Origin of the sequence: Streptomyces sp. NRRL S-646, from assembly GCF_000720765.1 — a bacterium.
GTDB lineage: Bacteria > Actinomycetota > Actinomycetes > Streptomycetales > Streptomycetaceae > Streptomyces.
This window is the reverse complement of sequence record NZ_JODC01000019.1, coordinates 21,668-47,638: the sequence shown is the minus strand read 5'-3', so window position 1 is coordinate 47,638 and position 25,971 is coordinate 21,668. Positions and strand designations below refer to the sequence as shown.

The 25,971-nt window shown below is 70.5% G+C and carries 26 protein-coding genes and 1 pseudogene; 16 read left to right on the top strand and 11 right to left on the bottom strand.

The window, feature by feature from the left end; all coding sequences use genetic code 11:
* Positions 1–4: 4 nt before the first annotated feature.
* Complete coding sequence (locus IH68_RS0139710; RefSeq protein ID WP_030945788.1) at positions 5–598, top strand: histidine phosphatase family protein; 594 nt, start codon at positions 5–7, stop codon at positions 596–598.
* On the opposite strand, the gene IH68_RS0139705 is transcribed toward IH68_RS0139710, so the two are convergent.
* Positions 580–1,023 (bottom strand): DUF6314 family protein, encoded by a 444-nt coding sequence (locus IH68_RS0139705; RefSeq protein WP_030945785.1) that lies wholly within the window; start codon positions 1,021–1,023, stop codon positions 580–582. The two genes, IH68_RS0139710 and IH68_RS0139705, sit on opposite strands and share 19 nt — an antisense overlap.
* 2 nt (positions 1,024–1,025) lie before the next feature.
* Positions 1,026–1,301 (bottom strand): hypothetical protein, encoded by a 276-nt coding sequence (locus tag IH68_RS0139700; protein ID WP_234341751.1) that lies wholly within the window; start codon positions 1,299–1,301, stop codon positions 1,026–1,028.
* A gap of 21 nt (positions 1,302–1,322) precedes the next feature.
* Here IH68_RS0139700 and IH68_RS58620 point away from each other — a divergent pair.
* Positions 1,323–1,584, top strand: a pseudogene (locus tag IH68_RS58620) (hypothetical protein); the annotation flags it as partial.
* On the opposite strand, the gene IH68_RS0139695 reads toward IH68_RS58620, so the two are convergent.
* Positions 1,517–1,957 carry a carboxymuconolactone decarboxylase family protein gene (locus IH68_RS0139695; RefSeq protein ID WP_030945781.1) on the bottom strand — a complete coding sequence of 147 codons (441 nt, stop codon included), beginning with the start codon at positions 1,955–1,957 and terminating at the stop codon, positions 1,517–1,519. The pseudogene IH68_RS58620 and the gene IH68_RS0139695 sit on opposite strands and share 68 nt — an antisense overlap.
* Positions 1,958–2,335: 378 nt before the next feature.
* On the opposite strand from IH68_RS0139695, the gene IH68_RS0139690 reads away from it, so the two are divergent.
* From IH68_RS0139690 to IH68_RS0139655, 8 genes are read left to right on the top strand one after another with little or no spacing between them, the layout of a single operon-like run.
* On the top strand, positions 2,336–4,930 hold the full coding sequence (locus IH68_RS0139690) for a YfhO family protein (RefSeq protein ID WP_051833967.1): 2,595 nt from the start codon (positions 2,336–2,338) through the stop codon (positions 4,928–4,930).
* A gap of 22 nt (positions 4,931–4,952) precedes the next feature.
* Positions 4,953–5,903: a glycosyltransferase family 2 protein gene (locus tag IH68_RS0139685; protein ID WP_030945777.1), complete on the top strand. Its 951-nt coding sequence runs from the start codon at positions 4,953–4,955 to the stop codon at positions 5,901–5,903.
* Positions 5,903–6,301: a GtrA family protein gene (locus tag IH68_RS0139680; RefSeq protein ID WP_030945775.1), complete on the top strand. Its 399-nt coding sequence runs from the start codon at positions 5,903–5,905 to the stop codon at positions 6,299–6,301. The genes IH68_RS0139685 and IH68_RS0139680 overlap by 1 nt, the downstream gene beginning before the upstream one ends.
* Positions 6,302–6,346: 45 nt before the next feature.
* Positions 6,347–7,375 carry an N-acetyl-gamma-glutamyl-phosphate reductase gene (argC, locus tag IH68_RS0139675; protein ID WP_030945772.1) on the top strand — a complete coding sequence of 343 codons (1,029 nt, stop codon included), beginning with the start codon at positions 6,347–6,349 and terminating at the stop codon, positions 7,373–7,375.
* Positions 7,372–8,523, top strand: coding sequence for a bifunctional glutamate N-acetyltransferase/amino-acid acetyltransferase ArgJ (gene argJ, locus IH68_RS0139670; protein ID WP_030945769.1), 1,152 nt, complete (start codon positions 7,372–7,374; stop codon positions 8,521–8,523). Before argC ends, argJ begins: the two co-directional genes overlap by 4 nt.
* Entirely contained in the window at positions 8,520–9,434 is a 915-nt protein-coding gene (gene argB, locus IH68_RS0139665; RefSeq protein ID WP_030945766.1) for an acetylglutamate kinase, read from the top strand. The genes argJ and argB overlap by 4 nt, the downstream gene beginning before the upstream one ends.
* On the top strand, positions 9,431–10,624 hold the full coding sequence (locus IH68_RS0139660; protein WP_030945762.1) for an acetylornithine transaminase: 1,194 nt from the start codon (positions 9,431–9,433) through the stop codon (positions 10,622–10,624). The genes argB and IH68_RS0139660 overlap by 4 nt, the downstream gene beginning before the upstream one ends.
* Positions 10,625–10,631: 7 nt before the next feature.
* Positions 10,632–11,171 carry an arginine repressor gene (locus tag IH68_RS0139655; RefSeq protein ID WP_030945759.1) on the top strand — a complete coding sequence of 180 codons (540 nt, stop codon included), beginning with the start codon at positions 10,632–10,634 and terminating at the stop codon, positions 11,169–11,171.
* 103 nt (positions 11,172–11,274) lie between these two features.
* On the opposite strand, the gene IH68_RS0139650 is transcribed toward IH68_RS0139655, so the two are convergent.
* From IH68_RS0139650 to IH68_RS0139630, 5 genes are all read right to left on the bottom strand, one after another.
* Positions 11,275–12,015 (bottom strand): FAD:protein FMN transferase, encoded by a 741-nt coding sequence (locus tag IH68_RS0139650; protein WP_030945755.1) that lies wholly within the window; start codon positions 12,013–12,015, stop codon positions 11,275–11,277.
* Between the two features lie 55 nt (positions 12,016–12,070).
* The gene (locus IH68_RS0139645) at positions 12,071–12,889 is read right to left on the bottom strand and encodes an FMN-binding protein (protein ID WP_030945751.1); all 819 of its coding nucleotides are present in this window, start codon (positions 12,887–12,889) and stop codon (positions 12,071–12,073) included.
* Positions 12,890–12,919: 30 nt separating this feature from the next.
* Complete coding sequence (locus IH68_RS0139640) at positions 12,920–14,302, bottom strand: ferric reductase-like transmembrane domain-containing protein (RefSeq protein ID WP_030945748.1); 1,383 nt, start codon at positions 14,300–14,302, stop codon at positions 12,920–12,922.
* Positions 14,303–14,377: 75 nt separating this feature from the next.
* Positions 14,378–14,845: an FMN-binding protein gene (locus tag IH68_RS0139635; RefSeq protein ID WP_030945746.1), complete on the bottom strand. Its 468-nt coding sequence runs from the start codon at positions 14,843–14,845 to the stop codon at positions 14,378–14,380.
* Positions 14,846–14,855: 10 nt separating this feature from the next.
* Positions 14,856–16,208 carry a ferric reductase-like transmembrane domain-containing protein gene (locus IH68_RS0139630; protein WP_030945744.1) on the bottom strand — a complete coding sequence of 451 codons (1,353 nt, stop codon included), beginning with the start codon at positions 16,206–16,208 and terminating at the stop codon, positions 14,856–14,858.
* Between the two features lie 150 nt (positions 16,209–16,358).
* Between IH68_RS0139630 and IH68_RS0139625 the strand changes: the two genes are divergently transcribed.
* Together IH68_RS0139625 and IH68_RS0139620 are read left to right on the top strand one after the other, a co-directional pair.
* On the top strand, positions 16,359–17,099 hold the full coding sequence (locus IH68_RS0139625) for a response regulator transcription factor (protein ID WP_030945740.1): 741 nt from the start codon (positions 16,359–16,361) through the stop codon (positions 17,097–17,099).
* Positions 17,096–18,556, top strand: coding sequence for a sensor histidine kinase (locus IH68_RS0139620; RefSeq protein WP_030945738.1), 1,461 nt, complete (start codon positions 17,096–17,098; stop codon positions 18,554–18,556). Before IH68_RS0139625 ends, IH68_RS0139620 begins: the two co-directional genes overlap by 4 nt.
* Here the strand turns inward: IH68_RS0139620 and IH68_RS0139615 are convergent.
* The 3 genes from IH68_RS0139615 to IH68_RS0139605 all read right to left on the bottom strand — a co-directional run bounded on the left by IH68_RS0139615 (position 18,543) and on the right by IH68_RS0139605 (position 20,940).
* Complete coding sequence (locus tag IH68_RS0139615; protein ID WP_030945736.1) at positions 18,543–19,253, bottom strand: L,D-transpeptidase family protein; 711 nt, start codon at positions 19,251–19,253, stop codon at positions 18,543–18,545. The two genes, IH68_RS0139620 and IH68_RS0139615, sit on opposite strands and share 14 nt — an antisense overlap.
* Before the next feature lie 3 nt (positions 19,254–19,256).
* Entirely contained in the window at positions 19,257–19,844 is a 588-nt protein-coding gene (locus tag IH68_RS0139610; protein WP_030945733.1) for a pyridoxamine 5'-phosphate oxidase family protein, read from the bottom strand.
* Between the two features lie 208 nt (positions 19,845–20,052).
* Positions 20,053–20,940 carry a hypothetical protein gene (locus tag IH68_RS0139605; protein WP_030945730.1) on the bottom strand — a complete coding sequence of 296 codons (888 nt, stop codon included), beginning with the start codon at positions 20,938–20,940 and terminating at the stop codon, positions 20,053–20,055.
* A gap of 200 nt (positions 20,941–21,140) precedes the next feature.
* Between IH68_RS0139605 and IH68_RS0139600 the strand changes: the two genes are divergently transcribed.
* The 4 genes from IH68_RS0139600 (at position 21,141) to IH68_RS0139585 (ending at position 25,892) form a co-directional block, all read left to right on the top strand.
* The gene (locus IH68_RS0139600; RefSeq protein ID WP_030945727.1) at positions 21,141–22,334 is read left to right on the top strand and encodes an argininosuccinate synthase; all 1,194 of its coding nucleotides are present in this window, start codon (positions 21,141–21,143) and stop codon (positions 22,332–22,334) included.
* 47 nt (positions 22,335–22,381) lie between these two features.
* The gene (gene argH / locus IH68_RS0139595) at positions 22,382–23,812 is read left to right on the top strand and encodes an argininosuccinate lyase (RefSeq protein WP_030945725.1); all 1,431 of its coding nucleotides are present in this window, start codon (positions 22,382–22,384) and stop codon (positions 23,810–23,812) included.
* A gap of 195 nt (positions 23,813–24,007) precedes the next feature.
* Complete coding sequence (locus IH68_RS0139590; RefSeq protein ID WP_030945723.1) at positions 24,008–24,826, top strand: alpha/beta fold hydrolase; 819 nt, start codon at positions 24,008–24,010, stop codon at positions 24,824–24,826.
* A gap of 94 nt (positions 24,827–24,920) precedes the next feature.
* Positions 24,921–25,892 carry an aldo/keto reductase gene (locus tag IH68_RS0139585; protein WP_030945720.1) on the top strand — a complete coding sequence of 324 codons (972 nt, stop codon included), beginning with the start codon at positions 24,921–24,923 and terminating at the stop codon, positions 25,890–25,892.
* Positions 25,893–25,971: the final 79 nt, after the last annotated feature.

Sequence of the window (25,971 nt, the reverse complement as noted above, 5' to 3'; positions counted from 1 at the left end):
CCGCATGCAACTTCGGGTCACTTTCGTCGCCGCCGCGCGCAGCTCTCCGCTGCTCGCCGAGCGCTTCGAGGACGACCGTCCGCTGGACCAGGCCGGCTGGGACGAGGTGCAGCGTGTCGCCCGCGATCTGGTGCCGCTCGCGGCGGCGGAGCTGCGCTACTGCTCGCCCACGCCGCGCAGCCGTGCCACCGGCGACGCCCTCGGCTATGCGCCGCTGGTCCAACTCGCCCTAAGAGACTGCGACATGGGCCGCTGGCGCGGGCTGACCCTCGGCGAGGCGATGGCCCGCGAGCCGGAGGCGGTGGACGCCTGGCTCGCCGACCCGCGGGCCACCCCGCACGGCGGCGAGTCGCTGATGGGCTTCATCGCCCGGGTGGGCAACTGGCTCGACACCCGGCCCGTCGAGGACGGCGGCCGGATCGTCGCCGTGGCCGAGCCGTCCGTCGTCCGCGCGGCCCTGGTGTATGCGCTGAAGGCGCCGCCGTCGACGTACTGGAACATCGACGTGCGCCCGCTGTCGACGACCACCGTGACGGGGCGCGCCGGGCGCTGGAACCTGCGCTTCGACGGGGCTCCGGTTCAGCCCTCGCGGGCGTAGTCGGTGGTCAGGACGAGGTCCTTGGCGGGGCCGCCCACCCGCCACACCGTCCGCCAGTGGTCCGGGTCCCGGACGGTGAACTCGCCGCGGTAGAGATCCGCCGCGCAGGGGTGGTCGGCGACATGCTGCCCGGAGGTCAGGTCCAGGTGGTGGAAGGGGCGCCCGTCGGCGAAACGCACGTCCGCGGTGCCCGGTGAATCGCCGGGCAGGAAGCGCAGGGTGCGTTCGGCGGGGCGCGCGACGCCCTCCCAGGTGAACGTGCCGGACTCCTCGTGCAGCAGCCCGCCCTCGGGGAGTGGGCTGAAGAGTGTGGTGCCCTCGAAGCTGCCCTCGTCGCCGCTTGCGAGATCCCGCACAGTGCGCTCCACGCGCCAGCGCCCGGCGAGATGGGCCAGCACGTCGGCCACGGGCCAGAACTCGCCCATGCTCAGCCCCTCTTCCGCCGGGTCCGCAGGGGATCGGGCGAGCCGGTGGGTGTCTTGCGGTCTGCCTGTGCCCGGATCTCGTGGTGTGCGGCGTGGCTCGTGGCGCGGAAGGCCTCCTCGTACGCGGCGAGCGCCCCGCCCAGCCCGCCACCGGCGGTCCCACGGCGACGGATCCGCAGCGCCAGCCAGGTGAAGGCCGCCATCACGACGGCCAGGCCGGCGGCCAGGACGAGGTAGGGCAGCAGCGCATCCATGGCGTCGACCTTACGCCCGCGCATGTTCGCCCCATTGACGTGCACGCGAAGACCGGTGACCTGATCGTCAAGGTGGTCAACGCCCAGGCGTCGGCGGCCCGTACGGCGATCGACCTCGGTGGCGCCAAGGTCGTGTCCAAGGCCCGGGTGACCACGCTCGCCGCCGCGCCCGACGCGGTGAAGACCGAGACGTCCACGACGGTCGCGCTTCCCGGCGAACTCGATCACCTTCCTGCGGATCAGGCAGAGGTGGCCGGGGTCTCCTGTGCGGGCTGCTGTCCGAGCGGCAGCAGCCCGCGTTCGGTGAAGACCTTCTTCGCCACGAAGGTGGCGTTGAGCGCCTTCGGTATGCCGCAGTACACCGCCGAGTGGGTCAGGGCCTCGACGATCTGCTCGGGGGTGAGGCCCACGTTCAGGGCCGCGTTGACGTGCACGTCGAGCTGGGCCTCGCAGCCGCCGAGCGCGGTGAGCATGCCCAGCGTCACCAACTGGCGGTCGCGCGGGGCGAGTCCGGGGCGGTCGTAGATCTCGCCGAAGGCCCAGGCGACGACCTGGTGGCCGAGTTCGGGGTTGATGTCGGCGAGGGAGTCGACGACCCGCTGGCCGGCCTCGCCGTCGACCCTCTTCAGGACCTCCAGGCCGTGGGCGAAGCGGTCTTCACGGGTGGTGCTCTCGCTCATGTCGGGTCGTCCGTCCCCGACTGCTCGTCGAGCAGTCGTTCATAGTCGATCTTGTCGTCCAGTGCACGGGCGTTTCGGAAACAGCTCGTGACACGAACCGTAGAAGCTGGAGTGTGCTCTAAGGCAAGGCTGCTTCCGATCAGCCGCCGAAGCGGGCGCACCGGGCCGACGCGAGGGGCGCATGCAGAGCGGCAAGACCCGCTGAATTTCACCATCAAATAACGCGCCGGGAGGGTTTTGTTTCCCAGCTGTTCACCATTTCATAAATTCCCGCTCGTATTCGGAATTGGCTTCACCACTTTTTGTGGACGGCACAACCAAGCGGAAACAAAGTCCGTCTAAGCCGTCGAATCGATAACCTGCGGGGAGTAAGAAGGAATGGATCGCTCGACCCTGTCCACAGCCGTTTCGAGCGGTCATTTCTCACCGAAGAAGGCCGCGGCCCTGCTCGCGGCGGTCATCTCCGTCACCGTGTTCTGCGCCGCCGACGCCGTCGCCCGCAGCTATCCGTTCGGCCCCCGCACCCGCAATGTCAACGACCTCGGCAACCAGTACGTGCCCTTCCATGCGCACCTGTGGGACCTGCTGCACGGCAGGGCCGACGCCGGACTCTTCGTCAACTGGCAGTCCGGCTTCGGCTCCAGTTTCCTGCCCGACCTCGGCACCTACCTCAGCAGCCCGTTCGCCCTGCTCGTCGCCCTGTTCCCGCGGGACGAGATCGATCTCGCGGTCTACGTGATCACCGTGCTGAAGATCGCCTGCGCGGGGGCGGCCATGGCCTGGCTGCTGCTGAGTCTGCGCCCCGGCCGCTGGTGGGGTGCCGGGCTGCTGGGTGCCTCGTACGCCCTGTGCGGCTGGACCGTGGCCGTCGGCGACTACAACCCGATGTGGCTCGACGGCCTTGTCGCCCTGCCGCTGCTGTGCCTGGTCGGCGAGTGGACCCTCCAGCGCAGGCGCCCGCTGTTCGGTGTGCTGATCGTGGCCCTCGCCTGGGTCGCCAACTTCTACACCGCGTACATGGCCACCCTCGGCGCCGGCCTGGTGCTGTTGCTCCGGCTGTGGCTCTGCGACCTCTCCCGCCGGCAGCGACTCGCCGCGGCGGGCCGCGCCGCCGGCACCGTCGCCCTCGGCATGGGCCTGGCCGCACCGCTGGTGACGGTCGTGTACTTCGGCACCAAGCACGCCTACCCGGGCCGGGTCGTGCAGTTCGCGCCCGTGGGCACCCAGGACCTGCTGGCCCGTGTGCTGCCCACCACGTACAGCTTCGGCAGCCCGGCCCTCTACGTGGGCATGACGGCACTGCTGCTCGCTCTTGCGCTGCCCTTCCACCGAGCGGTACCCGGGCGGGTGCGCACCGGGTGGACGCTGCTCGTCGCCGCGGTCGCGCTGTCGCTGCAGTGGGGGCCGACCCACCTGGTCTGGCACGCCTTAGTCACCCCACAGGGCAGCCCCTACCGCCAGGCCTTCGTCCTGTGTGCGCTGCTGGTGATCGCCGCGTGGCATGCCCTGTCGTACGGCCTTCCCGACCGGCGGGCGCTGGGGGCCGCGGGAGCGCTGCTCGCCCTGATCACCGCCGTTGCGAGCCGGAGCCACTTCGTGAAGCCGGTCGCGTGGCCGGTGCTGGTGCTCGCCGTGATCGGTGCGGTGGGCGGGCTGGTGCTGTTGCGCCGCGCCGACGGCCGGGGCCGTACCGCCCTGGCGGGACTCGCGCTGGTGCTGCTGTTCGGCGGGCAGTTCGGAGAGACGGCCGCCACCGCCGCCGTCGCCACCCGGGTCCGCTTCGGCCACATGGACGACTACGTGCCCTGGGGAGCCCGGCAGGAGGCGCAGGCGCAGGCGATCGCACAGGCCGACGGCTGGCCGCGGTACCGCACCGACCCGGGCCGCGCGCAGACCGTCGCCAACGACCCGATGGTGGTCGGCGGCCAGGGCGCCCAGTACTACAGCAGCCTCACCTCCGATGTCCTCAGCCGCACCCTCACCGCCCTCGGCGGCGGCTGGACCTCGCGGGGCCGCAACCTGCAGAGCCTCGACAACCCCGTCACCGACGCGATCTTCTCCGTCGGAGCACGGGTGCACTCACCGATCGACCCCCACCAGGCCTACCTGCCTCAGCTGGGCGGCCCGTTGTCGGTCTCCCGGCAGGACGTGCCGCCACTGGTGACCGTACGGAGCATGCCGGACCGGGCGGCCTTCGTACCGTCGCCGTACCGCAACCAGGAGCTGCTGCTCGGCGCCCGCGTCTACACCGTGCCCCGGACCGCCGTCCACGACGACAACGGCAAGCCGCTCCGGGAGAAGGACTGGGTCGGTTACGGGACCGCCCTCACCCATCCGACGATCACGGCCGACTGCCCGGCCGGCAGCCAGGTCTATCTGTGGGCCCCGCGCTACTCCGGTACCGCGCGCCTCGCAGGTCGCACCGTGCTCTTCCGTGCGCAGTACCCGCGCAACCGCGCCGCCATGGCGCCGCTCGGCCCGGCCCCCGCCGCCGGCCGGCTGCGCATCGAACTGACCCCCGACCGCCCCGGCCGCATCCCGCGTGGCGCGGTCGGCTGCCTGGACACCACCCGGCTGCACAAGGCCGTCGAACACCTCAAGGCCACCGGAGCCACACACGTCACCGTCTCCGACGCCACCCTCCGCGCCGAACTCCCCGCCGGCAGCAGGGGAATCGCGGTCGTCGCGGCTCCCCGCATCGCCGGCTGGCGGTGCGCCGCGGGCGACGGCGACGCCGTACCGGCCAAGGAGTACCACGGCCTGATCGCCGTCCCTCTCGACGGCTCCTCGACCAGCGTCACCTGCACCTTCCATCCGCCCGGCCTGCGGCTCGGCACGGCCGTCGGGGCCGCCTCGCTGCTGACCCTGATCCTGCTCGGCGCCGTCACCGCCGTACGCCGACGGCGTTCCACAACGCCCACCCCACCCACCACCCGCACCCGCCCGCGCCAACCCATGACGGGCGTTCTCTGATCGCGTCCCCAGGGGGAAAACCATGCTCATATCGATCGTCGCACCCTGCTACGACGAAGAAGACGTTATCGAGCGCTTCCACGACCAGGTCCAGAAGGTCGCGGAGGAGCTCCTTCCGCTCGGTCACGACATGGAGTTCGTGTACGTCGACGACGGCAGCCGCGACGGCACGCTCGCAGCGCTGGAGCGGCTGGCCGGCCGGGACGCGCGCGTGCGTTATGTCTCCTTCAGCCGCAACTTCGGCAAGGAGTCGGCGCTGCTGGCCGGGCTGCGCCACTCCTCGGGAGACTCCGTGATCGTCATGGACGCGGACCTCCAGCATCCGCCGGAGCTGATCAAACGCATGGTGGACCTGCGCAAGGAGGGCTACGACCAGGTCATCGCCAAGCGCACCAGGACCGGTGACCGGATGACCCGCACCGTCACCGCCCGTCTCTACTACCGGCTCATCAACCGGCTCGTCGACGTGGAACTCGTCGACGGCGTCGGTGACTTCCGGCTGATGTCGCGCCGCGTGGTGGACGCGGTCCTGGAGCTCACCGAGTACAACCGCTTCTCCAAGGGCCTGTTCGCCTGGGTGGGGTTCCCCAGCACCACCTTCGAGTACGAGAACGCCGCCCGTGAGGCCGGCCGCAGCTCCTGGAGCCTGCGCAGCCTGCTCAACTACGGCATCGACGGGCTGCTCTCCTTCAACAACAGGCCCCTGCGCCTCGCCCTCTATCTGGGCATGGGCCTGCTGCTGTGCGCCGGCCTGTACACCGCGTGGATCGTGGGCGCCGCGCTCGTCAACGGCGTGCAGACGCCCGGCTATGTCACGATCATCACCGCGGTCACCGGTGTCGCCGGGGTGCAGATGGTCATGCTCGGGGTCATCGGGGAGTACACCGGCCGCATCTACTACGAGGTCAAACGGCGCCCGCACTTCCTGGTGAAGGCGAGCAATGTGGACCGGGCGAAGGACCTCATTCCCTGATGCGTACCGGACTTGTTTCAAGGCAGATGATCACCTTCGCCGTGATCGGTGTCGTCAACACAGGCACCTATTACGCTGCCTACCTGCTGCTCCTCACCCGTCTCCCCTACCTCCTCGCCCATATCCTCGCGACCGCGCTCAGCCTGACCGGTTCGTTTTTCCTCAATGCGCGATTCACCTATCGGACACGCCCCACCCTGCGGAAATTCCTGCTGTTTCCCCTGACGAACGCCGCGAATTTCCTCAGCACGACAGCCGGCGTCTACGTGCTCGTCGACCTCCTGCACTTCAGTAGCCGCTTCGCCCCGCTGCTCGCGTCCCTGGCGGCCATCCCGGTGACCTTCGTCGTCTCCCGGCGGATCATGCTCCCGAAGGCGGACCCCGCTCCGATTGCATAAACGTGCATCGATACGTATAGTCATGCCATCCAGGAGGAGGATGACATGGCGGTACGTGCGGCAGTGGCCGGAGCGAGCGGGTACGCGGGCGGAGAGCTCCTGCGTCTGCTCCTGGCGCACCCCGAGATCGAGATCGGGGCCCTGACCGGCAACTCCAACGCGGGCCAGCGACTCGGCGCGCTGCAGCCGCATCTGCTGCCGCTGGCCGACCGGATACTCCAGGAGACCACCCCCGAGGTCCTCGCCGGGCACGACGTGGTGTTCCTCGCCCTGCCCCACGGCCAGTCCGCCGCCGTCGCCGAGCAGCTCGGCCCGGATGTGCTCGTCGTGGACATGGGCGCCGACTTCCGGCTCAAGGACGCGGCCGACTGGGAGAAGTTCTACGGCTCCGCGCACGCCGGGACCTGGCCCTACGGCCTCCCCGAACTGCCGGGTGGCCGCGCCGCGTTGGAGGGGTCCAAGCGCATCGCGGTACCCGGCTGCTACCCGACGGCCGCCACCCTGGCCCTGTTCCCGGCCTACGCCGCCGGACTCGCCGAGAACGAGGCCGTGATCGTCGCCGCCTCCGGCACCTCCGGCGCGGGCAAGGCGCCCAGGCCGCACCTGCTGGGCAGCGAGGTCATGGGCTCCATGTCGCCGTACGGCGTCGGCGGCGGCCACCGGCACACCCCCGAGATGATCCAGAACTTCAGTGCGGCGGCCGGGGAGCGGGTCTCCGTCTCCTTCACGCCGACCCTCGCGCCGATGCCCCGCGGCATCCTGGCCACCTGCAGTGCGAAGGCCAGGCCGGGCGTGACCGCCGAATCCGTGCGCGCCGCGTACGAGAAGGCCTTCGCCGACGAACCCTTCGTCCACCTGCTGCCCGAGGGGCAGTGGCCCGCGACGGCGTCCGTCTACGGTTCCAACGCTGTTCAGGTGCAGGTCGCATACGACGAGGCGGCGGGCCGCATCATCGCGATCAGCGCCATCGACAACCTGACCAAGGGCACCGCGGGCGGTGCCGTCCAGAGCATGAACCTCGCCCTCGGACTCGACGAGTCCACGGGGCTTTCCACGATCGGAGTCGCACCGTGAGCGTCACGGCAGCCAAGGGATTCCAGGCTGCGGGCATCGCCGCCGGAATCAAGGAGAACGGCAACCCGGACCTGGCCCTCGTGGTCAACAACGGTCCGCGCCGCGCCGCCGCCGGTGTCTTCACCTCCAACCGTGTGAAGGCCGCGCCCGTGCTGTGGTCAGAGCAGGTCCTCAAGACCGGCCAGGTGTCCGCCGTCGTCCTCAACTCCGGTGGAGCCAACGCCTGTACGGGCCCGAAGGGCTTCCAGGACACGCACGCCACCGCCGAGAAGGTGGCCGAGGTCCTCGGCCGGGGCGCCATCGAGGTCGCCGTGTGCTCCACCGGCCTCATCGGCGTCCTGCTCCCGATGCACAAGCTCCTCCCGGGAGTCGAGACGGCAGCCGAGGCCCTGAGTGAGCACGGCGGCGAGAAGGCCGCCATCGCCATCAAGACCACCGACACCGTCCACAAGACGTCCGTCGTCACCAAGGACGGCTGGACCGTGGGCGGCATGGCGAAGGGTGCGGGCATGCTCGCCCCCGGCCTCGCCACCATGCTGGTCGTCCTCACCACCGACGCCGCCCTCGACAGCGACGTACTGGACAGGGCGCTGCGGGCGGCGACGCGCACGACCTTCGACCGGGTGGACTCCGACGGCTGTATGTCGACCAATGACACGGTTCTGCTTCTCGCCTCGGGCTCGTCCGACATCACCCCGGAATACGAGGAGTTCGCGGAGGCCGTACGACAGGTCTGCGACGACCTCGGCCAGCAGCTCATCCGGGACGCCGAGGGCGCCGGCAAGGACATCAGGGTCGAGGTGATCAACGCGGCGAGCGAGGACGACGCCGTCGAGGTGGGCCGCTCCATCGCCCGCAACAACCTCCTCAAGTGCGCGATCCACGGCGAGGACCCCAACTGGGGCCGCGTCCTCTCCGCGATCGGCACGACGAAGGCCGCTTTCGAACCGGACCAGTTGAACGTCGCCATCAACGGCGTCTGGGTCTGCAAGAACGGCGGCGTCGGCGAGGACCGCGAGAAGGTCGACATGCGCTACCGCGAGGTGCACATCGTCGCCGACCTCGCCGCCGGGTCCGAGACCGCCACGATCTGGACCAACGACCTCACCGCCGACTACGTCCACGAGAACAGCGCGTACTCCTCATGAGCACTACTCGCAAACACACCGCGCTCCCCAAGGCCCAGATCCTCATCGAGGCGCTGCCCTGGCTGGTCAAGCACAACGGCAAGACCGTCGTCATCAAGTTCGGCGGCAACGCCATGATCGACGAGGACCTGAAGGCCGCCTTCGCGCAGGACGTCGTCTTCCTGCACCACGCCGGCCTGAAGCCGGTCGTCGTGCACGGCGGCGGCCCGCAGATCAGCGCCGCCCTCGACCAGCACGGCATCGTCAGCGAGTTCAAGGCCGGACTGCGCGTCACCACCGAGGACGCCATGGACGTCGTACGCATGGTGCTCGCCGGGCAGGTCCAGCGCGAGCTGGTCGGGCTGCTCAACCAGCACGGCCCGCTCGCCGTCGGCCTCACCGGCGAGGACGCGCACACCATCACCGCCACCAAGCACCAGCCCGAGATCGACGGCGAGTTGGTCGACATCGGGCGGGTGGGCGAGATCACCGAGATCGACACGGGCGCGATCGAGGCACTCCTCGCCGACGGCCGCATCCCGGTCGTCTCGTCGATCGCCCGTAGCCAGGACGACGGACATGTCTACAACGTCAATGCCGATACGGCGGCTGCGGCACTCGCTGCTGCGCTGGGCGCCGAGACCCTCATGGTCCTCACGGACGTCGAGGGCCTTTACGAGGACTGGCCGAACAGCGACGAGGTGATCAGCCGCCTCACCGCTTCCCAACTGGAGAAGCTGCTGCCGGAGTTGAGCTCCGGCATGGTGCCGAAGATGGAGGGCTGTCTGCACGCCGTCCGAGGCGGCGTCACCACCGCCCGCGTCATCGACGGCCGGGTCCAGCACTCGATCCTGCTGGAGATCTTCACCGACGAGGGCATCGGCACGATGGTCGTGCCCGACGAGAATCCGCACGTACAGGGGGAGTCGTGAGCAACCAGGAACTGACCGCGCGGTGGCAGGGCGCGCTCATGAACAACTACGGCACCCCGCTGCTGCCCCTGGTACGCGGCGAGGGCGCCAAGGTGTGGGACGCCGACGGCAAGCAGTACGTCGACTTCGTCGGCGGCATCGCGGTCAACGCGCTCGGACACGCCCACCCGGCGGTCGTCGAGGCCGTCAGCAAGCAGATCGGCTCCCTCGGCCACATCTCCAACTTCTTCATGTCCGAGCCCACCGTGACCCTTGCAGAGCGGCTTCTGCAGCTGTTCGGGCGGGACGGCAGGGTGTTCTTCTGCAACTCGGGCGCCGAGGCCAACGAGGCCGCCTTCAAGATCGGCCGGCTGACCGGGCGTACCCACGTCGTCGCCACCGAGGGTGCCTTCCACGGCCGCACCATGGGTGCGCTCGCGATGACCGGCCAGCAGGGCAAGCGGGAGCCGTTCCTGCCGCTGCCGGGTGACGTCACGCATGTGCCGTTCGGCGACGCGCAGGCGCTCGCGGCCGCGGTCACCGAGGAGACCGCGCTGGTCATCCTGGAGCCGATCCAGGGCGAGATCGGCGTCGTCGTGCCGCCCGCCGGCTACCTCAAGGCCGCCCGTGCGATCACCGCCGCGACCGGTGCGCTGCTGGTCCTGGACGAGGTGCAGACCGGAATCGGCCGTACCGGCCACTGGTTCGAGTACCAGGCCCACGAGGGCGTCCTGCCGGACGTCGTCACTCTCGCCAAGGGTCTCGGCGGCGGACTGCCGCTCGGCGCGACCGTCGCCTTCGGCCGGGCCGCCGAGCTGCTGCAGCCCGGGCACCACGGCACGACCTTCGGCGGCAACCTGGTCGCCTGCGCCGCCGGGCTCGCCGTCCTGGACACGATCGCGAACGAGGGGTTGCTGGAGAACGTCAAGCAGCAGAGCGAGAGGCTGCGGGACGGAATCGAGTCACTGGGCCACCCGTTGATCGCCCATGTCCGGGGCGCGGGCCTCCTCCTGGGTATCGTGCTCACCGAGCCGCTCGCGCCCCAGGCGCGCCAGGCGGCTCAGGAGGCCGGATTCCTGGTGAACGCGCCCGCCCCCGACGTCGTACGGCTGATGCCGCCGCTGACTCTCGGCGACGACGAGGTGGACGCGTTCCTCCGGGCGCTCCCCGGCATCCTGGACCAGGCCAACGGGGACGGATCCGGAGAATGAGACGACGATGAGTCACGCGCAGGACGACGCACAGCACGCCGGGCCTGCCGTGCCGCAGACCCGCACCGCACGCCACCGCCGGATCGTGGACATCCTCAACCGGCAACCGGTGCGGTCCCAAAGTCAGTTGGCGAAGCTCCTCGCCGACGACGGGCTGACCGTCACACAGGCGACGCTCTCCAGGGACCTGGACGAGCTGAACGCGGTGAAGATCCGCAACAACGACGGCGATCTGATCTATGCGGTGCCGAGCGAGGGGGGTTTCCGGACCCCCCGGGCGCCGCTGGGCGAGTCGGCGAAGGAGGAGCGGATGCGGCGGCTGTCGCAGGAGCTGCTGATTTCCGCCGAGGCGTCGGCGAATCTCGTTGTTCTGCGTACGCCTCCGGGGGCGGCACAGTTCCTCGCCTCGGCGATCGACCAGGCCGAGTTGCACGACATTCTCGGGACGATCGCGGGTGATGACACGCTGATGCTGATCAGCCGGGATCCGGCGGGTGGGCAGGCGCTTGCTGAGCACATGCTGAGGTTGGCTCAGAACGGCCACTGAAGCGGGGCTTGCGGTCGTTTGCCGCCTGCGGGTCGTGGGGGTCGCGCCCACGCGGCGGAGCCGCAAATCGACACAGCCCCGCGCCCCTGGAGGGGCGCTGTGCTCACCCGAGCCGAGATGCGAGGCCCCCTGTGCATCTCACCTCGTCGCCCGCCGTGATCAGCAGTGCTTCCACGTCCGGCAGGGACTCCAGCCAGCGCAGGCCCTGGTTCGAGCCCATGGCGAAGGCCGCCGTGGCCCAGCAGTCCGCCCAGGTCAGCTTCGGGGCCACCACGGTCACCGCCACCAGGTCGGTCACCGCGGAGCGGCCCGTGCGCGGGTCGACGATGTGGGCGCCCCGCTCGGCGGTGCCGGAGGTGGCCACCGCCAGCTCGTCCGCGCCGGCCGCGGAGACGACCGCAGCGAGCCCGCCAGGACGCAGCGGGTCCGCCACCCCGACCCGCCAGGGCCGGTGCGGTTCGGGCATGCCGAGCAGCTGGACGTCCCCGCCGCCGTTCATGCTCACCCCGCTCACGCCGGGGGTGGCCGCGAGCAGCCGGGCCGCGCGCTCGGCGGCCCAGCCCTTGACGATGCCGGTCGGATCCAGCCGCCCTTCGTAGCGCATGCTGAACCAGCCGTCGCTCACCCGTTCCGCCTCGGCACCCAGTGCGAGCACCTCGGCGACCTCGGGCGCGCACTGCTCCACGGTCAGCTCGCCCCGAGCCAGCCGGGAGACCTGGCTGTTGTCGCGGTACGTGCTGAACACCTCGTTCACCCGGTGCAGTCCGGCGATCGCCTCCTCCAGCGCCGCCTGCACCGCACCGGGCTCCCCGCCGCGGACGTCGAAGGAGAAGACGGTCCCCATGACCTCCTCCGCATGACGCACCGCGGCGGGAGCTTCTGCCGACTCGGCCACCGACTCAGCCACCGGCCTGGTCCAGTGCCGACTGCAGCGACTGCATATAGCCGCTGCTCGTGTACGTGGCACCCGACACCGCGTCGATCTTCGCGCTGCCGGCCGCCACCGCCTCCTGGTTGAGCTTGGGGATGGCCATCGCCGTCTTCTGGTCGCTGAGCCCGCCCTTGGGTGCCTGCACCGCGTCGGCCTTGGTGATCTTGCCGTTGCTGACGGTGATCCGGACCTGGACCGGCCCGTACTGGGTCTGCGCGACACTGCCGGTGACGGTCTTGGCCTGGGTGCTCCCCGAGCCCGAGCCCTGGGAGTTGCCGGACGAGGAGCCCGCGCCGCTGCTCTGCGAGGAGCCGCTGCCCTGCGAAGAGCCCGCGCTCGCCTTCATCTTGTCGATGGCCGACTGCAGCGACTGCTTGTAGCCGTTGCTGGTGTACGTCGCCCCGGAGACCGTGTCGATCTGCGCGCTCTGCGCGGTGACCGTCTCCTTGGTCAGCTTGGGTATGGAGAGGGCGGTCTTCTGGTCGCTGGTGCCGCCCTTGGGCGCCTGGATCGCCTCGGCCTTGGTGATCTTGCCGTTGCTGACCGTCAGCCGGACCTGGACGTTGCCGTACTGGGTCTGGGCCACGTTGCCGTCGACCGTGCCGCTACCGGCTCCCGCGGTGCCGCCCTGGGGCGACTCCTGTGCGGCCGAGGTCTGCTGCGGGGCCGCACCGGCCGCCTGGGCGTTCGGGTCGGACGCCGGTTTCAGCGACAGCAGCAGTACGACGCCCGACACGGTGGCGGCGGTGGCCAGCACGACACGCCGGATGGGGTGACTCTTCTTCATCGCTTTCCTGAGCTCCTGAAGTCCCGTCGCTCACATCTCGAACGACTCGTGATGGATGCGGCGGGCGGGCACTCCCGCGCCGCGCAGTGCTTCGTACACGCCCTGCGCGAAGCCGGCCGGCCCGCACATGAAGACGTCGTGCTGTTCGATGTCCGGCAGCTTCTGCCGCAGCCGCTCCGCCGAGATGTCCGGGCGCTCCCCGTCCGGGCTGTTGACCGCGTACATCAGCCGGGCGCCGCGGTCGTCGGCGATGGCGGCGAGCTCGTCCCAGAGGGCCAGGTCCTGCGTGGTGTTGGCCCGGTACAGGAGCGTGATGTCGCCGGAGGCACCCGGCAGTGTCTCGAACAGCGCCCGCATCGGCGTGATGCCGACGCCGCCCGCGACCAGCAGCACCTTGCCGCGGCTGCGCCGCTGGGCGGTCATCGCGCCGTACGGACCCTCGGCCCACACCTTGGTGCCGGGCGTCAGCTCGCGCAGCCGGGCGCTGTGGTCACCGATCGCCTTGACGGTGATCCGCAGCATGTCGGGGCGGGGCGCCGCCGACAGCGAGTACGGGTGGGAGGAGAACCGCATGCCCGGCGCGAGGAACCGCCACCGGAAGAACTGCCCCGCCTCGGCGCCCATCCGGTGCAGCTTGCGCCCGCCGATCAGCACAGACACGATGCCCGGGGTCTCCTCGATGACCGCCTCGACGCGCATGCGGTGCCGCATGTTCAGGCGGATCGGCGTGAGGATGCGGTACCAGACGACCAGCGCGGTGACCGACCCGTACAGGGCGTACCAGAAGGTCTTCGCGGCCGGCTCGACGGCGAAGTCGTTGCCGGTGGTGATCTGGTGCCAGAACGTCAGGAACACGGCCCCGTACGTCAGCAGATGGACGTGGTACCAGGTGTCGTACGGGATCCTGCGCCGCACCGGGCCGATCGACGTCAGTCCGATGAGCACGAACAGAGCGGTGCCGATGGCCGCCTTGCCCATGTCCGGCAGCTGGTTGATGGAGTCGATCGTCTGCTGGACGATGTCGCCGAGCGACTTGCCCGCCTGCAGCGCGTAGCCCCACATGATGAGGAAGACATGCGCGAAGACCAGGCAGAGCGTGTAGCGGCCGCTCATCGCGTGCCAGCGCGCCACCCGGTCGGAGCCGACGCGCCGTTCGAGAGCGGGCACCCGGGCCATCTGCAGCACCACGAGAGCCATCAGGTAACCGGCCAGCAGACCGGTGATCCGGCCCGCGTTGAGGATCTTGCCGTTCTGGTCGGCGATGGACGGCGTGTTGTGCCACCACAGCCACAGCACGGCGACCGCGCCCGCCCATACGGCGAGCAGCAGGACGGTCGCCGGGGAGCGGCGCGGGCGGATGCGGCGCATCGTCTGGCGGCGGGCGGCGCGGCCGCCTGCGAGCGTGGTGGTCACTGTTCCTCCGTCGCGGGGGCAAGGGGGCTGTCGTGGTCCCTTGGCCCAGGAATACGTGCCGCGACGCCGGTGTGTTCAGCCGCGTGCCGAGTCCAGTGCGGACTGGAGTGACTGGCGGTAACCGTCACTTGTGTACGTGGCCCCGGAGACGGTGTCGATGTCCGCGCTCTGGGCCTGCAGCGCCTCGCTGCGCAGCCGGGGGAGGGCGAAGCTGTTGATCTCCTGGTCCCGGGGGTTGTCCGTCGGATACTGCACGGCGGTCACCTCGGTGAGCTTGCCGCTCTTGACGGTGATCTTCACCTGGACCGGGCCCCAGCGGGTCTGGATCGTGTCCCCGGTGACCGTCTTGGTGACGGTGGTGGTCGATCCTCCGGAGCCGCCGGACGTGCCCGAACTGGAGCTGCTGGACGGCGCGGGCACGGCCAGGCCCACGTCCGGTGTCGAGTGCGGCTTCAGGGAGAGCAGCAGCACCATCCCGGAGACGGTGGCGGCACTCGCCAGCACGATCCGGCGCAGCGGGCGGTTCTTCTTCAACGCGTGCACTTCTACCGCCTCACAGCTCGAACGACTCGTGGTGGATACGGCGGTCCGGCACACCCGCGGTGCGCAGCGCCTCGTACAGCTCGCGGGCGAAGCCGTGCGGGCCGCAGATGTAGACGTCGTGGCCCGCGAGGTCGGGGAAGGACGCGCGCAGGGACTGGGCGGTGAGGCTGGGGCGCCGCCCGTCCGGCCCGTTGAGCGCATACAGCACCTTGGCTCCGCGCCAGCGGGCGATGGCCTCCAACTCCCCGCCCAGGGCCAGGTCTTCGGCGGTGCGCGCCCGGTAGAGAAGGGTGACGTCGCCGGGCAGCGTCTCGAACAGCGCCCGCAGCGGTGTGATGCCGACGCCGCCCGCGATCAGCAGGGACTTCTGCGCGGTCTGCCGGTCCTGGGTCAGCGACCCGTACGGGCCCTCCGCCCACACCCGGGTGCCCGGCCGCAGCAGCGCGACGGCCGCGCTGTGGTCGCCCAGCGCCTTGACCGTGATCCGCATCAGATCCTGGCGGGGCGTCGCCGACAGCGAGTACGGCGTCGACGTCCACCCCATGCCCTCGCCGAGGAACCGCCAGCGGAAGAACTGCCCGGCCAGCGCGCCCAGTTCGTCCAGCCGCTCACCCCGTACGACGACGGAGTACACGCCCGGCGCCTCCTTGTGCACCGACTCCACCCGCAGCCGGTGCCGCAGGTTGAGCCGCAGCGGGACCAGGACCCGGAACCACAGGACCAGGGCCGCGACACCGAGGTACAGCACGTACCAGGCCGCCGTGGCCGCGGTGTGGCCGCTCAACTCGTTGCCCAGCGTCAGCTGGTGGAAGAAGGCCAGGAACACGGCCACGTACGTGAGCAGGTGGACGTAGTACCAGAACTCGTGGCTGAGCCGACGGCGCGCGGCGCGCGCCGAGGTGATGCCGACCGCGAACAGGATGACCGTGCCGAAGGTGGCCTTGAGCATGTCCGGGTAGTCCAGGACCACGGTGAGCGTCTCGTGCCACACCGATGCGCGGTCCTGGGCGGCGTACCCGAGGAGGATCAGCACGAGGTGCGCGACCAGCAGGCACACCGTGTAGCGGCCGGCCATCGCATGCCAGCGGGCCACCCGGTCCGAACCGATCCGCCGCTCCAGCAGCGGCACCCGCGCCATCAGCCCGACCAGGACCGCGCAGGCGTACCCGCACAGCAGCCCGGCGATCCGCCCGGCCCCGGTCAGCCAGCCGGCCGTGCCGACCACCGACCCGGTGTCCGTCCACCACAGGGCGACCACGGCCGCCGCCCCTGCCCACAGCAGGGCGAGCACGGGGCCCGCGGGGGAGCGCCGCGCGGCCGGCGCCACGGCCGGTGCCGTCCGCCGCTCGTACACGGTGGTCATGTGTGCGTCCTTTCGCCTGTATCCGGACGCAACTGTGCCGCCGCAACCTCTCAGCACGCTCTCAACCAGCACCCTCTGAGCCCACTCAGAGGAAACTCAGAGCATCGCGGACGGCCTGCCGACCCGGCGAGGGGTGATCCTGGTAGGGCGATGAACACCACCCGCTCCGGCCGCCCCGCCCTCACCCGCCCCGACGGCACTCCGCTGCGCGTCCTGGTCGTCGACGACGACCCCGACCTGGCCGAGGTGCTCTCGGGTGCCCTGCGCTACGAGGGCTGGCAGGTCCGCTCGGCCGGCGACGGCGCCTCCGCGCTGGCCGAGGCGCGGGAGCTGATGCCGGACGCCGTCGTGCTGGACGTGATGCTGCCCGACACCGACGGCTTCGCCGTGCTGCGCTCCCTGCACACCGTGAAGCCCGACGTGTGCGTCCTCTTCCTCACCGCACGGGACGCGGTGGAGGACCGCATCGCGGGCATCACGGCGGGCGGCGACGACTACGTCACCAAACCCTTCAGCCTGGAGGAGGTCGTCGCCCGGGTCCGCGGGCTGCTGCGTCGCGCCGGCATGGCCCGGCAGCTGGACGAGGGCCCGCGGCTGACCGTCGGCGACCTGGTCATGGACGAGGACTCCCGCGAGGTCACCCGGGCCGGCGAGCTGATCGAGCTGTCCCCGACCGAGTTCGAGCTGCTCCGCTTCCTGATGCGCAACCCGCGCCGCGTGCTCAGCAAGGCACAGATCCTCGACCGGGTCTGGTCCTACGACTTCGGCGGCCGCGCCCACGTCGTCGAGCTGTACATCTCCTACCTGCGCAAGAAGGTGGACGCGGGCCGCGAGCCGATGATCCACACCGTGCGGGGGGCCGGGTACGTGCTCAAGCCGGTGGCGTCATGAGGGTGCAGTGGCGGCGGCTGCCCCGGCCACGGACGCTCCGGGCCAGGCTCACCGTCGGCCTGGTGGTGCTGCTGGCCGTCAGCTGCGCGGCGGTCGGGCTTGCCGCCGTGATCGAGCTGAACGGCTTCCTTACCAGCCGCCTCGACGAGCAGCTCGGCCAGGTCGGGCCCCGGTTCGCCGCCAGCCTGGAACACGGGGGCAAGCTCCCCGACGATCACGACGGCGACGAACACGGCGACGACCGCAGACAGGCCGCCGGCACCTTCGGCGCCCGCCTGGTCGACGGCTCGGCCACCAACGCCGCGGTCATCCGGACCGGCGGAGTCGTCGACGTCACGCTGACGGCCAGGGACACCGGGCAGCTCGCCGCGGTCCCGGTCGACGGCAGGGGCCACAGCGTCCGGCTCTCCACCCTGGACGGCTACCGGGTGACCGCGTCCAAGGGCCTCGACGGCGACGTCCTGATCACCGGGCTGCCCCTGGAGCCCGTGGAGGCCACCGTCCACCGCCTCGAACTGGTCGCCGGGATCGTCTTCGGCGCCGCCCTCACCCTCACCGGCGTCGCGGGCGCCCTCTGGGTGCGCTGGTCGCTCAGGCCGCTGAGCCGGGTCGCCGCGACCGCCACCCGGGTCAGCGAACTCCCGCTCGCCAGCGGCGAGGTGGCCCTGCCGCCGCGCGCCCCCGAGTCCGACCCGCGCAGCGAGGTGGGCCGGGTCGCGGGCGCCTTCAACCGCATGCTCGGCCATGTCGAGGACGCCCTGACCAAACGACATGCCAGCGAGGAGCGGCTGCGCAGCTTCGCGGCCGACGCCAGCCACGAACTGCGCACCCCGGTCGCCTCGGTCCGCGGCCACGCGGAACTGGCCCTCCTCCACCCCGGCCCGGTGCCGCCGGAGGTCACCCGCGCCCTCGAACGCATCGCCGCCGAGTCGGGCCGCATGGGCGCGATGGTGGACGACCTCCTGCTGCTGGCCCGCCTGGACGCGGGCCGCCCCCTCGAACGCCTCCCCGTCGACCTGACCCGCCTGGTCCTCGACGCCGTCACCGACGCCCGCGCCGCCGGCCCCGGCCACCGCTGGACCCTGGAGCTCCCCGAGGAACCGGTCACGGTCACCGGCGACGAGCACCGCCTGCACCAGGTACTGGCCAACCTGCTGGCCAACGCGCGTCTGCACACACCGGTCGGCACCAAGGTGACGGTGTCGCTGGAGACCGACGGCCCCTCGGCCGTCCTCAAGGTCCACGACGACGGCCCGGGCGTCCCCGAAGACATCCGGCCGGGCGTCTTCGAACGCTTCACCCGGGCCGAACACCGCCGCCGCAAGGACGCCCCCGGCGGGGGCGCGGGCCTGGGCCTGTCCATCGTGGCGGCGGTCGCGGAGGCGCACGGGGGGAGCGTGGAGCTGGAGAGCAGGCCGGGGTCGACCACGTTCACCGTATGGCTCAGTACCGCGTGATCGCCGTACTCCCGCTCGTCGTCCCGATCGCGATGTGCGGCTCGGTCCACGGGTGCACCCACGTGAGGATCTTCCGCATCGCGTCACGAGGGACGGACACACAACCGGCCGTTGCCCCACGCCCGTTGACATGCAGGAAGATTCCGGCCCCGCGACCGCGCACTCTCTCGTGGTAGTTGAACCCGATGACGAGCGCATACGCGTACTGCGTCCCGTAGGACGCCAGGTGTTCCGACTCCGACGCCCGGCAGTCGGAGGGCCGCGGCTCGGTCCAACGGTTGTAGGAGCGGGAGGCGGTGTCCTCGCACCACCACGAACTCCGGTGCACGGGACGGTACTTGTAGAGCGTCCCGCCCGGCGCGGCCTTGATGCCGAAGGCGTACGGCAGGTCGTACAGCCCGGTCGGAGTCGTGTTCGTGTTCTGCTTCCGCGACACCCCCTCCACGAGCCCCTTCGCCCCGAACCGCGCGGACGCCGAACCGGCCTCCACCCAATGGCCGTGGACCAGGTCCCACCAGATGACCGTGCCGGTCGTCGAGCCCGTCTTCGGGGCCACGGCGGTGATCAGCTGCGAACCGCCGCCCGTGTCGGCCATCCGGGCGGGAAGAGGCGTACCGGAGGCCGACGCGGCCGGCACGGCACCGAGGACCAGGAGCGAGGCGGACACCAGAGCGCCGGCGGCAAGAGCTGATCGCATGGCTCAGACCGTAGACGGGGGCAGCGGCAACGGCAGCCCGGGTAGGCCATCCAGGCTCGTCGCGATGTGCTCCTTCTTGGTGAAGTACTCACTGAGCGAGGAGTCGTCCTCCCGCGCGAAGCGCTTGCCGTGCAGGTCGCGGTCCTCGTCGTAGGTCATGAAGGGCACGGCGTAACCGCAGGAGTCGCGGACGAGTTCGGCCGTCACGACGATGACGGCCCGCAGGCCGTGCAGGGTCGGGTCGATGTCCGGGAAATGGGTGAGCAGCTCCTTGAAGCGCGGGTCGTCGCGGAAGACGGGCTCCCCGCGCCCGTGCACCCGCACGATGGTCGGCGGGCCCTGGAAGGCACACCACATCAGCGTGATACGCCCGTTCTCCCGCAGATGGGCGATCGTCTCCGCGTTGGATCCGGCGAAGTCCAGGTAGGCCACGGTGAGTTCGTCGATCACCACGAAGGAACCCTTGAGGCCCTTGGGGGAGAGGTTGACCGTGCCGTCGCCGGAGAGGGGCGCGGTCGCGGTGAAGAAGAGGGGCTGCGCCTCGATGAACGTGCGCAGCCTGCCGTCTATACGTTCATAAGTCTTTCCCACGCCTGACGATTATGGCCGCAAACCTTTCGCCTGTCTAAGGAATTGCGAGCTCCACTTGTCGAGCTCCACTTGTCGAGCTCCACTTGCCGACCTCCATCTGCCGGCCCCGCCTGTCCAGCTCCTTCGGCCGGCCTTCGATCGCCTGCCACCGTCCGTGGCCGCCCCGGCCGGCGCTCGATCGGGGCGGCCACAGCGCCTGTCACGCGCCTTACTTGGTGAGAGTGCAGGCGGCCAGGGAGTCCAGGCCGGTGGGCTTGGCGGAGGTGCGGCCGATGGAGATCGCGATGCGGTCGATGGTCGACTTCCGCTTGTCGGCCAGCGGGCCGAGGATCGCGTTCTGCACGAAGTTCGGGCCGCCCTGGCCGACCGTGCTCTGCAGCCGGTTGTTGGCCTCCTGGATCTGTGTCTGCAGCAGGGTGAGGTTCCGGGTGACCTCGGCCTGTGCGGAGGCGGGGATCGCCGGGAGCTTGGAGGCGACGTCCGGGCAGGTGATGGTGCCGGCTGCGGAGGCGGCGGTGCCGGCCGCCTGACCGCCGGCCGCGGTGGAGGCGCCCGAGTTCGCGTTGTTCGCGGCGGCCCCGGAGCCGGCCTTGCCCTTGCCGGCGTTTCCGTTGTTGGCGCCCTTGTTGGCACCGGTGTTCGCGCCGCCGGCGTTCAGGGTGCACGGCGCCAGCGAGTCCAGGCCGGTCGGCTTGGCCGCCGTACGCCCGATGGCGGTGGCGATGCGGTTGATCGTGGCCACCCGCTTGTCCTTGAGGGGCCCCAGGATGGCGTTGTTCACGAAGTTCGGGCCGCCCTGGCCGACCGTGTCGACCAGCCGCTTGTTGGCCTCCTGGATCTGTGTCTGCAGCAGCGTGAGGTTCCGGGTGACCTCGGCCTGTGCGGAGGCGGGGATCGCCGGGAGCTTGGAGGCGACGTCCTGGCAGGTGATGGTGCCGGGGGACGCGGCCAGGGTCCGGGCGTTGTTCCCGCTGCTCTTGGACGGCGTCCCGGCGAGGGCGGAACCGGCGATCACCGCTCCGGACAGCGCCACCGCGGCAGCGCCGCCGATGATCGCGACGCGACGCTTGTTGTACTTCGGAAGAGCCCTGGACATGCGGATGCCTCACTTGGGTCAGGAGTGGGTTTACAAACGCGGCGCCGGCGTTCGGGGTGAAGTACGGGTAAGCGGTTTCGTTTGTTCAAGCTCCCTTCAGAACTTCTCCACGCCCCGCCTGCCGCCCGGGTCTGATTGACGAATCATGCAGAGCACTGCATACTCATGCATATCAGTGAATGCGGTGTGAGGAGAACCCCGTGACCGAGCGCGTCGTACTCGCCTACTCAGGCGGTCTGGACACCTCCGTCGCCATCGGCTGGATCGCCGAGGAGACGGGCGCCGAGGTCATCGCGGTCGCGGTCGACGTCGGCCAGGGCGGCGAGGACCTGGACGTCATCCGCAAGCGCGCCCTCGCCTGCGGCGCCGTGGAGGCCGAGGTGGCCGACGCCAAGGACGAGTTCGCCGAGGAGTACTGCCTCCCGGCGATCAAGGCCAACGCCCTCTACATGGACCGCTATCCGCTGGTCTCCGCGCTCTCCCGGCCCACGATCGTCAAGCACCTCGTCGCCGCCGCCCGGAAGTACGGCGCCACCACGGTCGCCCACGGCTGCACCGGCAAGGGCAACGACCAGGTCCGCTTCGAGGCCGGCATCGTCGCCCTCGCCCCCGGCCTCAAGTGCATCGCCCCGGTCCGCGACTACGCGATGACCCGCGACAAGGCGATCGCGTTCTGCGAGCAGAAGAACCTCCCGATCGCGACCACCAAGAAGTCCCCGTACTCCATCGACCAGAACGTCTTCGGACGCGCGGTCGAGACGGGCTTTCTGGAGGACATCTGGAACGCGCCGATCGAGGACATCTACGAGTACACGTCGAACCCGGCGACCCCGCGCGACGCCGACGAGGTGATCATCACCTTCGAGCGGGGCGTCCCCGTCGCCATCGACGGCAGGCCCGTCACCGTCCTGCAGGCGATCCAGCAGCTCAACGAGCGCGCCGGTGCCCAGGGCATCGGCCGGATCGACATGGTCGAGGACCGCCTCGTCGGCATCAAGTCCCGCGAGGTGTACGAGGCTCCGGGCGCGATCGCCCTGATCACGGCCCACCAGGAGCTGGAGAACGTCACCGTCGAGCGCGAACTCGCCCGCTACAAGCGGCAGGTGGAGCAGCGCTGGGGCGAACTCGTCTACGACGGCCAGTGGTTCTCCCCGCTCAAGCGGGCGCTGGACGGCTTCATCGACGAGGCCAACCAGCACGTGAACGGCGACATCCGGATGACCCTGCACGGCGGCCGCGCGGTGGTCACCGGACGGCGCTCCGAGTCGTCGCTCTACGACTTCAACCTGGCCACGTACGACACGGGCGACACCTTCGACCAGGCCGCGGCCAAGGGCTTCATCGACATCTACAGCCTGTCGTCGAAGATCGCGGCCGAGCGGGACCTCGCGTGAGCGAGACTGTGCGCAATACCGACCCACCCCCCCTAGGAGCGACGCAAGTGAGCAGCAACAGCGGTGACGTACGGCTCTGGGGCGCCCGTTTCGCCGACGGTCCCGCCGAGGCCCTGGCGAAGCTGTCCGCCTCCGTCCACTTCGACTGGCGGCTGGCGCCCTACGACATCGCCGGTTCGCGAGCCCACGCGCGCGTGCTGCACAAGGCGGGCCTGCTCACGGACGACGAGCTGACCCGCATGATCGCCGGACTCGACCAGCTCGAGGCGGACGTGGCCGACGGCTCCTTCGTGGGCACCATCGCCGACGAGGACTGCCACACCGCACTGGAGCGGGGCCTCCTGGAGCGCCTCGGCCCCGACCTCGGCGGCAAGCTCCGTGCGGGCCGCTCCCGCAACGACCAGGTGACCACCCTCTTCCGGATGTACCTGCGGGACCACGCCCGCATCATCGGCGGCCTGCTCGCCGACCTGCAGGACGCGCTGGTCGGCCTGGCGGAGGCCCACCCGGACGTGGCGATGCCCGGCCGCACCCACCTCCAGCACGCCCAGCCGGTCCTCTTCGCCCACCATGTCCTGGCCCACGTCCAGTCCCTGACCCGGGACGCGGAGCGTCTGCGGCAGTGGGACGAGCGCACGGCCGTGTCGCCGTACGGTTCCGGCGCCCTGGCGGGCTCCTCCCTCGGTCTCGACCCGGAGGCGGTGGCGAAGGACCTGGGCTTCGAGCACGGCAGCTCCGCGAACTCCATCGACGGCACGGCCTCCCGCGACTACGTCGCCGAGTTCGTCTTCATCACCGCGATGATCGGAGTGAACCTCTCCCGGATCGCCGAGGAGATCATCCTCTGGAACACGAAGGAGTTCTCCTTCGTGACCCTGCACGACGCCTTCTCCACGGGCTCGTCGATCATGCCGCAGAAGAAGAACCCGGACATCGCCGAGCTGGCGCGCGGCAAGTCCGGCCGCCTGATCGGCAACCTGACCGGCCTGATGGCGACCCTCAAGGCCCTGCCGCTCGCGTACAACCGCGACCTACAGGAGGACAAGGAGCCGGTCTTCGACTCCTGCGACCAGCTCGAGCTCCTGCTCCCCGCCTTCACCGGCATGATGGCCACCCTCACCATCCACCGTGAGCGCATGGAGGAACTGGCCCCGGCCGGCTTCTCCCTCGCCACCGACATCGCCGAGTGGCTGGTCAAGAAGGGCGTCCCGTTCCGTGTGGCGCACGAGGTGGCCGGCGAGTGCGTGAAGGCGGCCGAGGCCGAGGGCAAGGAGCTGGACGACCTGACGGACGAGCAGTTCGCCAAGATCTCCGCCCATCTGACCCCCGAGGTGCGGACGGTCCTGAACGTGCCGGGCGCCCTGGCCTCCCGCAACGGCCGCGGCGGTACGGCGCCCAGCGCGGTCGCCGTCCAGCTCGCCGAGGTCAAGACGGACGTCGCGGCACAGCACGCATGGGCCACGGCCAAGCAGGCCTGACGGCCGCACCGCAGCACACAGCAGGGCCCGGACATCGCGTCCGGGCCCTTCGTGCTGCCTGGGCCGGTTGGTAACAGATGAGATTCGGCCACTGGCCGAAACCTTGACGCCGCTCTACTCGGAGGTAACCATTCCGGTTACCCGGTCGACAATGCCGAACACCGGTCGATCGCTGCCGAGCATGAAAGGGACGTCATGCGCGCCCGAGGTACCAGACGAACAGCCCGCCTTCTCGCCGTCACCGCCACAGCGGCCCTGTGCGCCTTCGGGCTCACCGCTCCCGCGGACGCCGCCGACACTCCGCCGCCCGGCTCCAACGACTGGTCCTGCAAGCCGGACTCGGCCCATCCGCAGCCGGTGGTCCTGGTGAACGGCACCTTCAAGACCTCGTACGAGAACTGGCTGACCCTCTCGCCCGCGCTGGCGAACGCCGGTTACTGCGTCTTCTCCTTCGAGTACGGAGGCCTGGAGACCGCCCCGATCCCGGACTCGGCGGCCGAGCTGCGGGACTTCGTGAACGCCGTGCTCGGCGCGACCGGCGCCAAGAAGGTGGACATCGTCGGGCACAGCCAGGGCGGCATGATGCCCCGCTACTACGTCAAGTTCCTCGGCGGCGCGACCAAGGTCGACGACCTCGTCGGCATCGTGCCGTCCAACCACGGCACCACCAACCCCCTTGCTCTCGCGGCCGGCGCCACCGTCTGCGACTCCTGCGTCGACCAGACCGCCGGCTCGGACTTCCTGCAGAAGCTCAACTCCGACCCCGAGACCCCGGTGGGCCCCGACTACACGGTGATCGCCACCAAGTACGACGAGGTCGTGATGCCGTACACCAGCGCCTTCCTCAAGGGCCCGGACTCGTACGTGACCGACGTCCTCCTCCAGGACCGCTGCCCCCTCGACACCACCGAGCACGACCAGGCCCCCAAGTCGCCGCTGGTCGAGCAGTGGGTCCTCAACGCCCTGGAGCGCAAGGGGCCGGCCGACCCCGCCTTCGTGCCGCGCTGCGTCTGACGAGGGCGGGCTGAACCGCACGCGGCTGGGTAGATTGGTGCGAGATCCCCCTCCTGATGCGGGATCTCCTCCACCGATCGTGCAGGGAGTCACCATGCCCTTCAGCCGCCTGGCCCACGCGACCACGCCCACCGCGCACATCGGACTGGGTCTCGCCGCCGTCGGCCGTCCGGGCTACATCAATCTCGGCCGGGAGGACGACCTCCCGGCCGAGCGCACCGTCGACGCCCTGCGCCTGCGCACCCACGAACTCCTCGACGCCGCCTACGCCCAGGGCGTCCGCTACTTCGACGTGGCCCGCTCCTACGGCCGCTCCGAGGAGTTCCTCGCCGACTGGCTGAACGCCCGCCCTTCCTTCGACGACATCGTCGTGGGCAGCAAGTGGGGCTACACCTACACCGCCGGCTGGTCGGCGGACGCCGAGACGCACGAGGTCAAGGACCACCGCCTGGGGACCTACGAGCGCCAGCGCGCCGAGAGCGCAGAACTGCTCGGCGACCGCCTCGACCTCTACCAGATCCACTCGGTGACCCCGGACAGCCCTGCCCTCACCGACAAGGAACTCCACGCGAAGCTTGCGGAGGCGGCCGCCGAGGGCACCACCATCGGCTTCTCCACCAGCGGCCCGGCGCAGGCCGAGGCCATCCGCGCCGCCCTTGCCGTGACGGTCGACGGCGAGCCCCTCTTCCGTACCGTCCAGTCGACGTACAACGTGCTGGAGACCTCGGCCGCCCCCGCCCTCGCCGAGGCGCACGACGCCGGGCTCACGGTGATCGTCAAAGAGGGCATGGCCAACGGCCGCCTCGCGGACCCGTATGCGCCGGACGCCCTGAAGGCCGTAGCCGCAGAAACGTCTCTGGGCTGCGACGCGGTGGCCCTCGCCGTGATCCTGCGCCGGCCCTGGGTCGGGGTCGTGCTCTCCGGCGCGGCGACCGCCACCCAGCTCGCCTCCAACCTGCACGCGGCGGTCGTGGACCTGGACGAGGACCAGCTGGCCCGCCTGGCCGAACTGGTGGAGAACCCGCAGGCGTACTGGGAGCGGCGCGGGCAGCTGCCCTGGCACTGAAATCCGGCAGCAACCCTCGCCACCGTGAGACGCACACGCCCAGAATGAGACATGAACGTCTCACATGCTCTACGCTCGT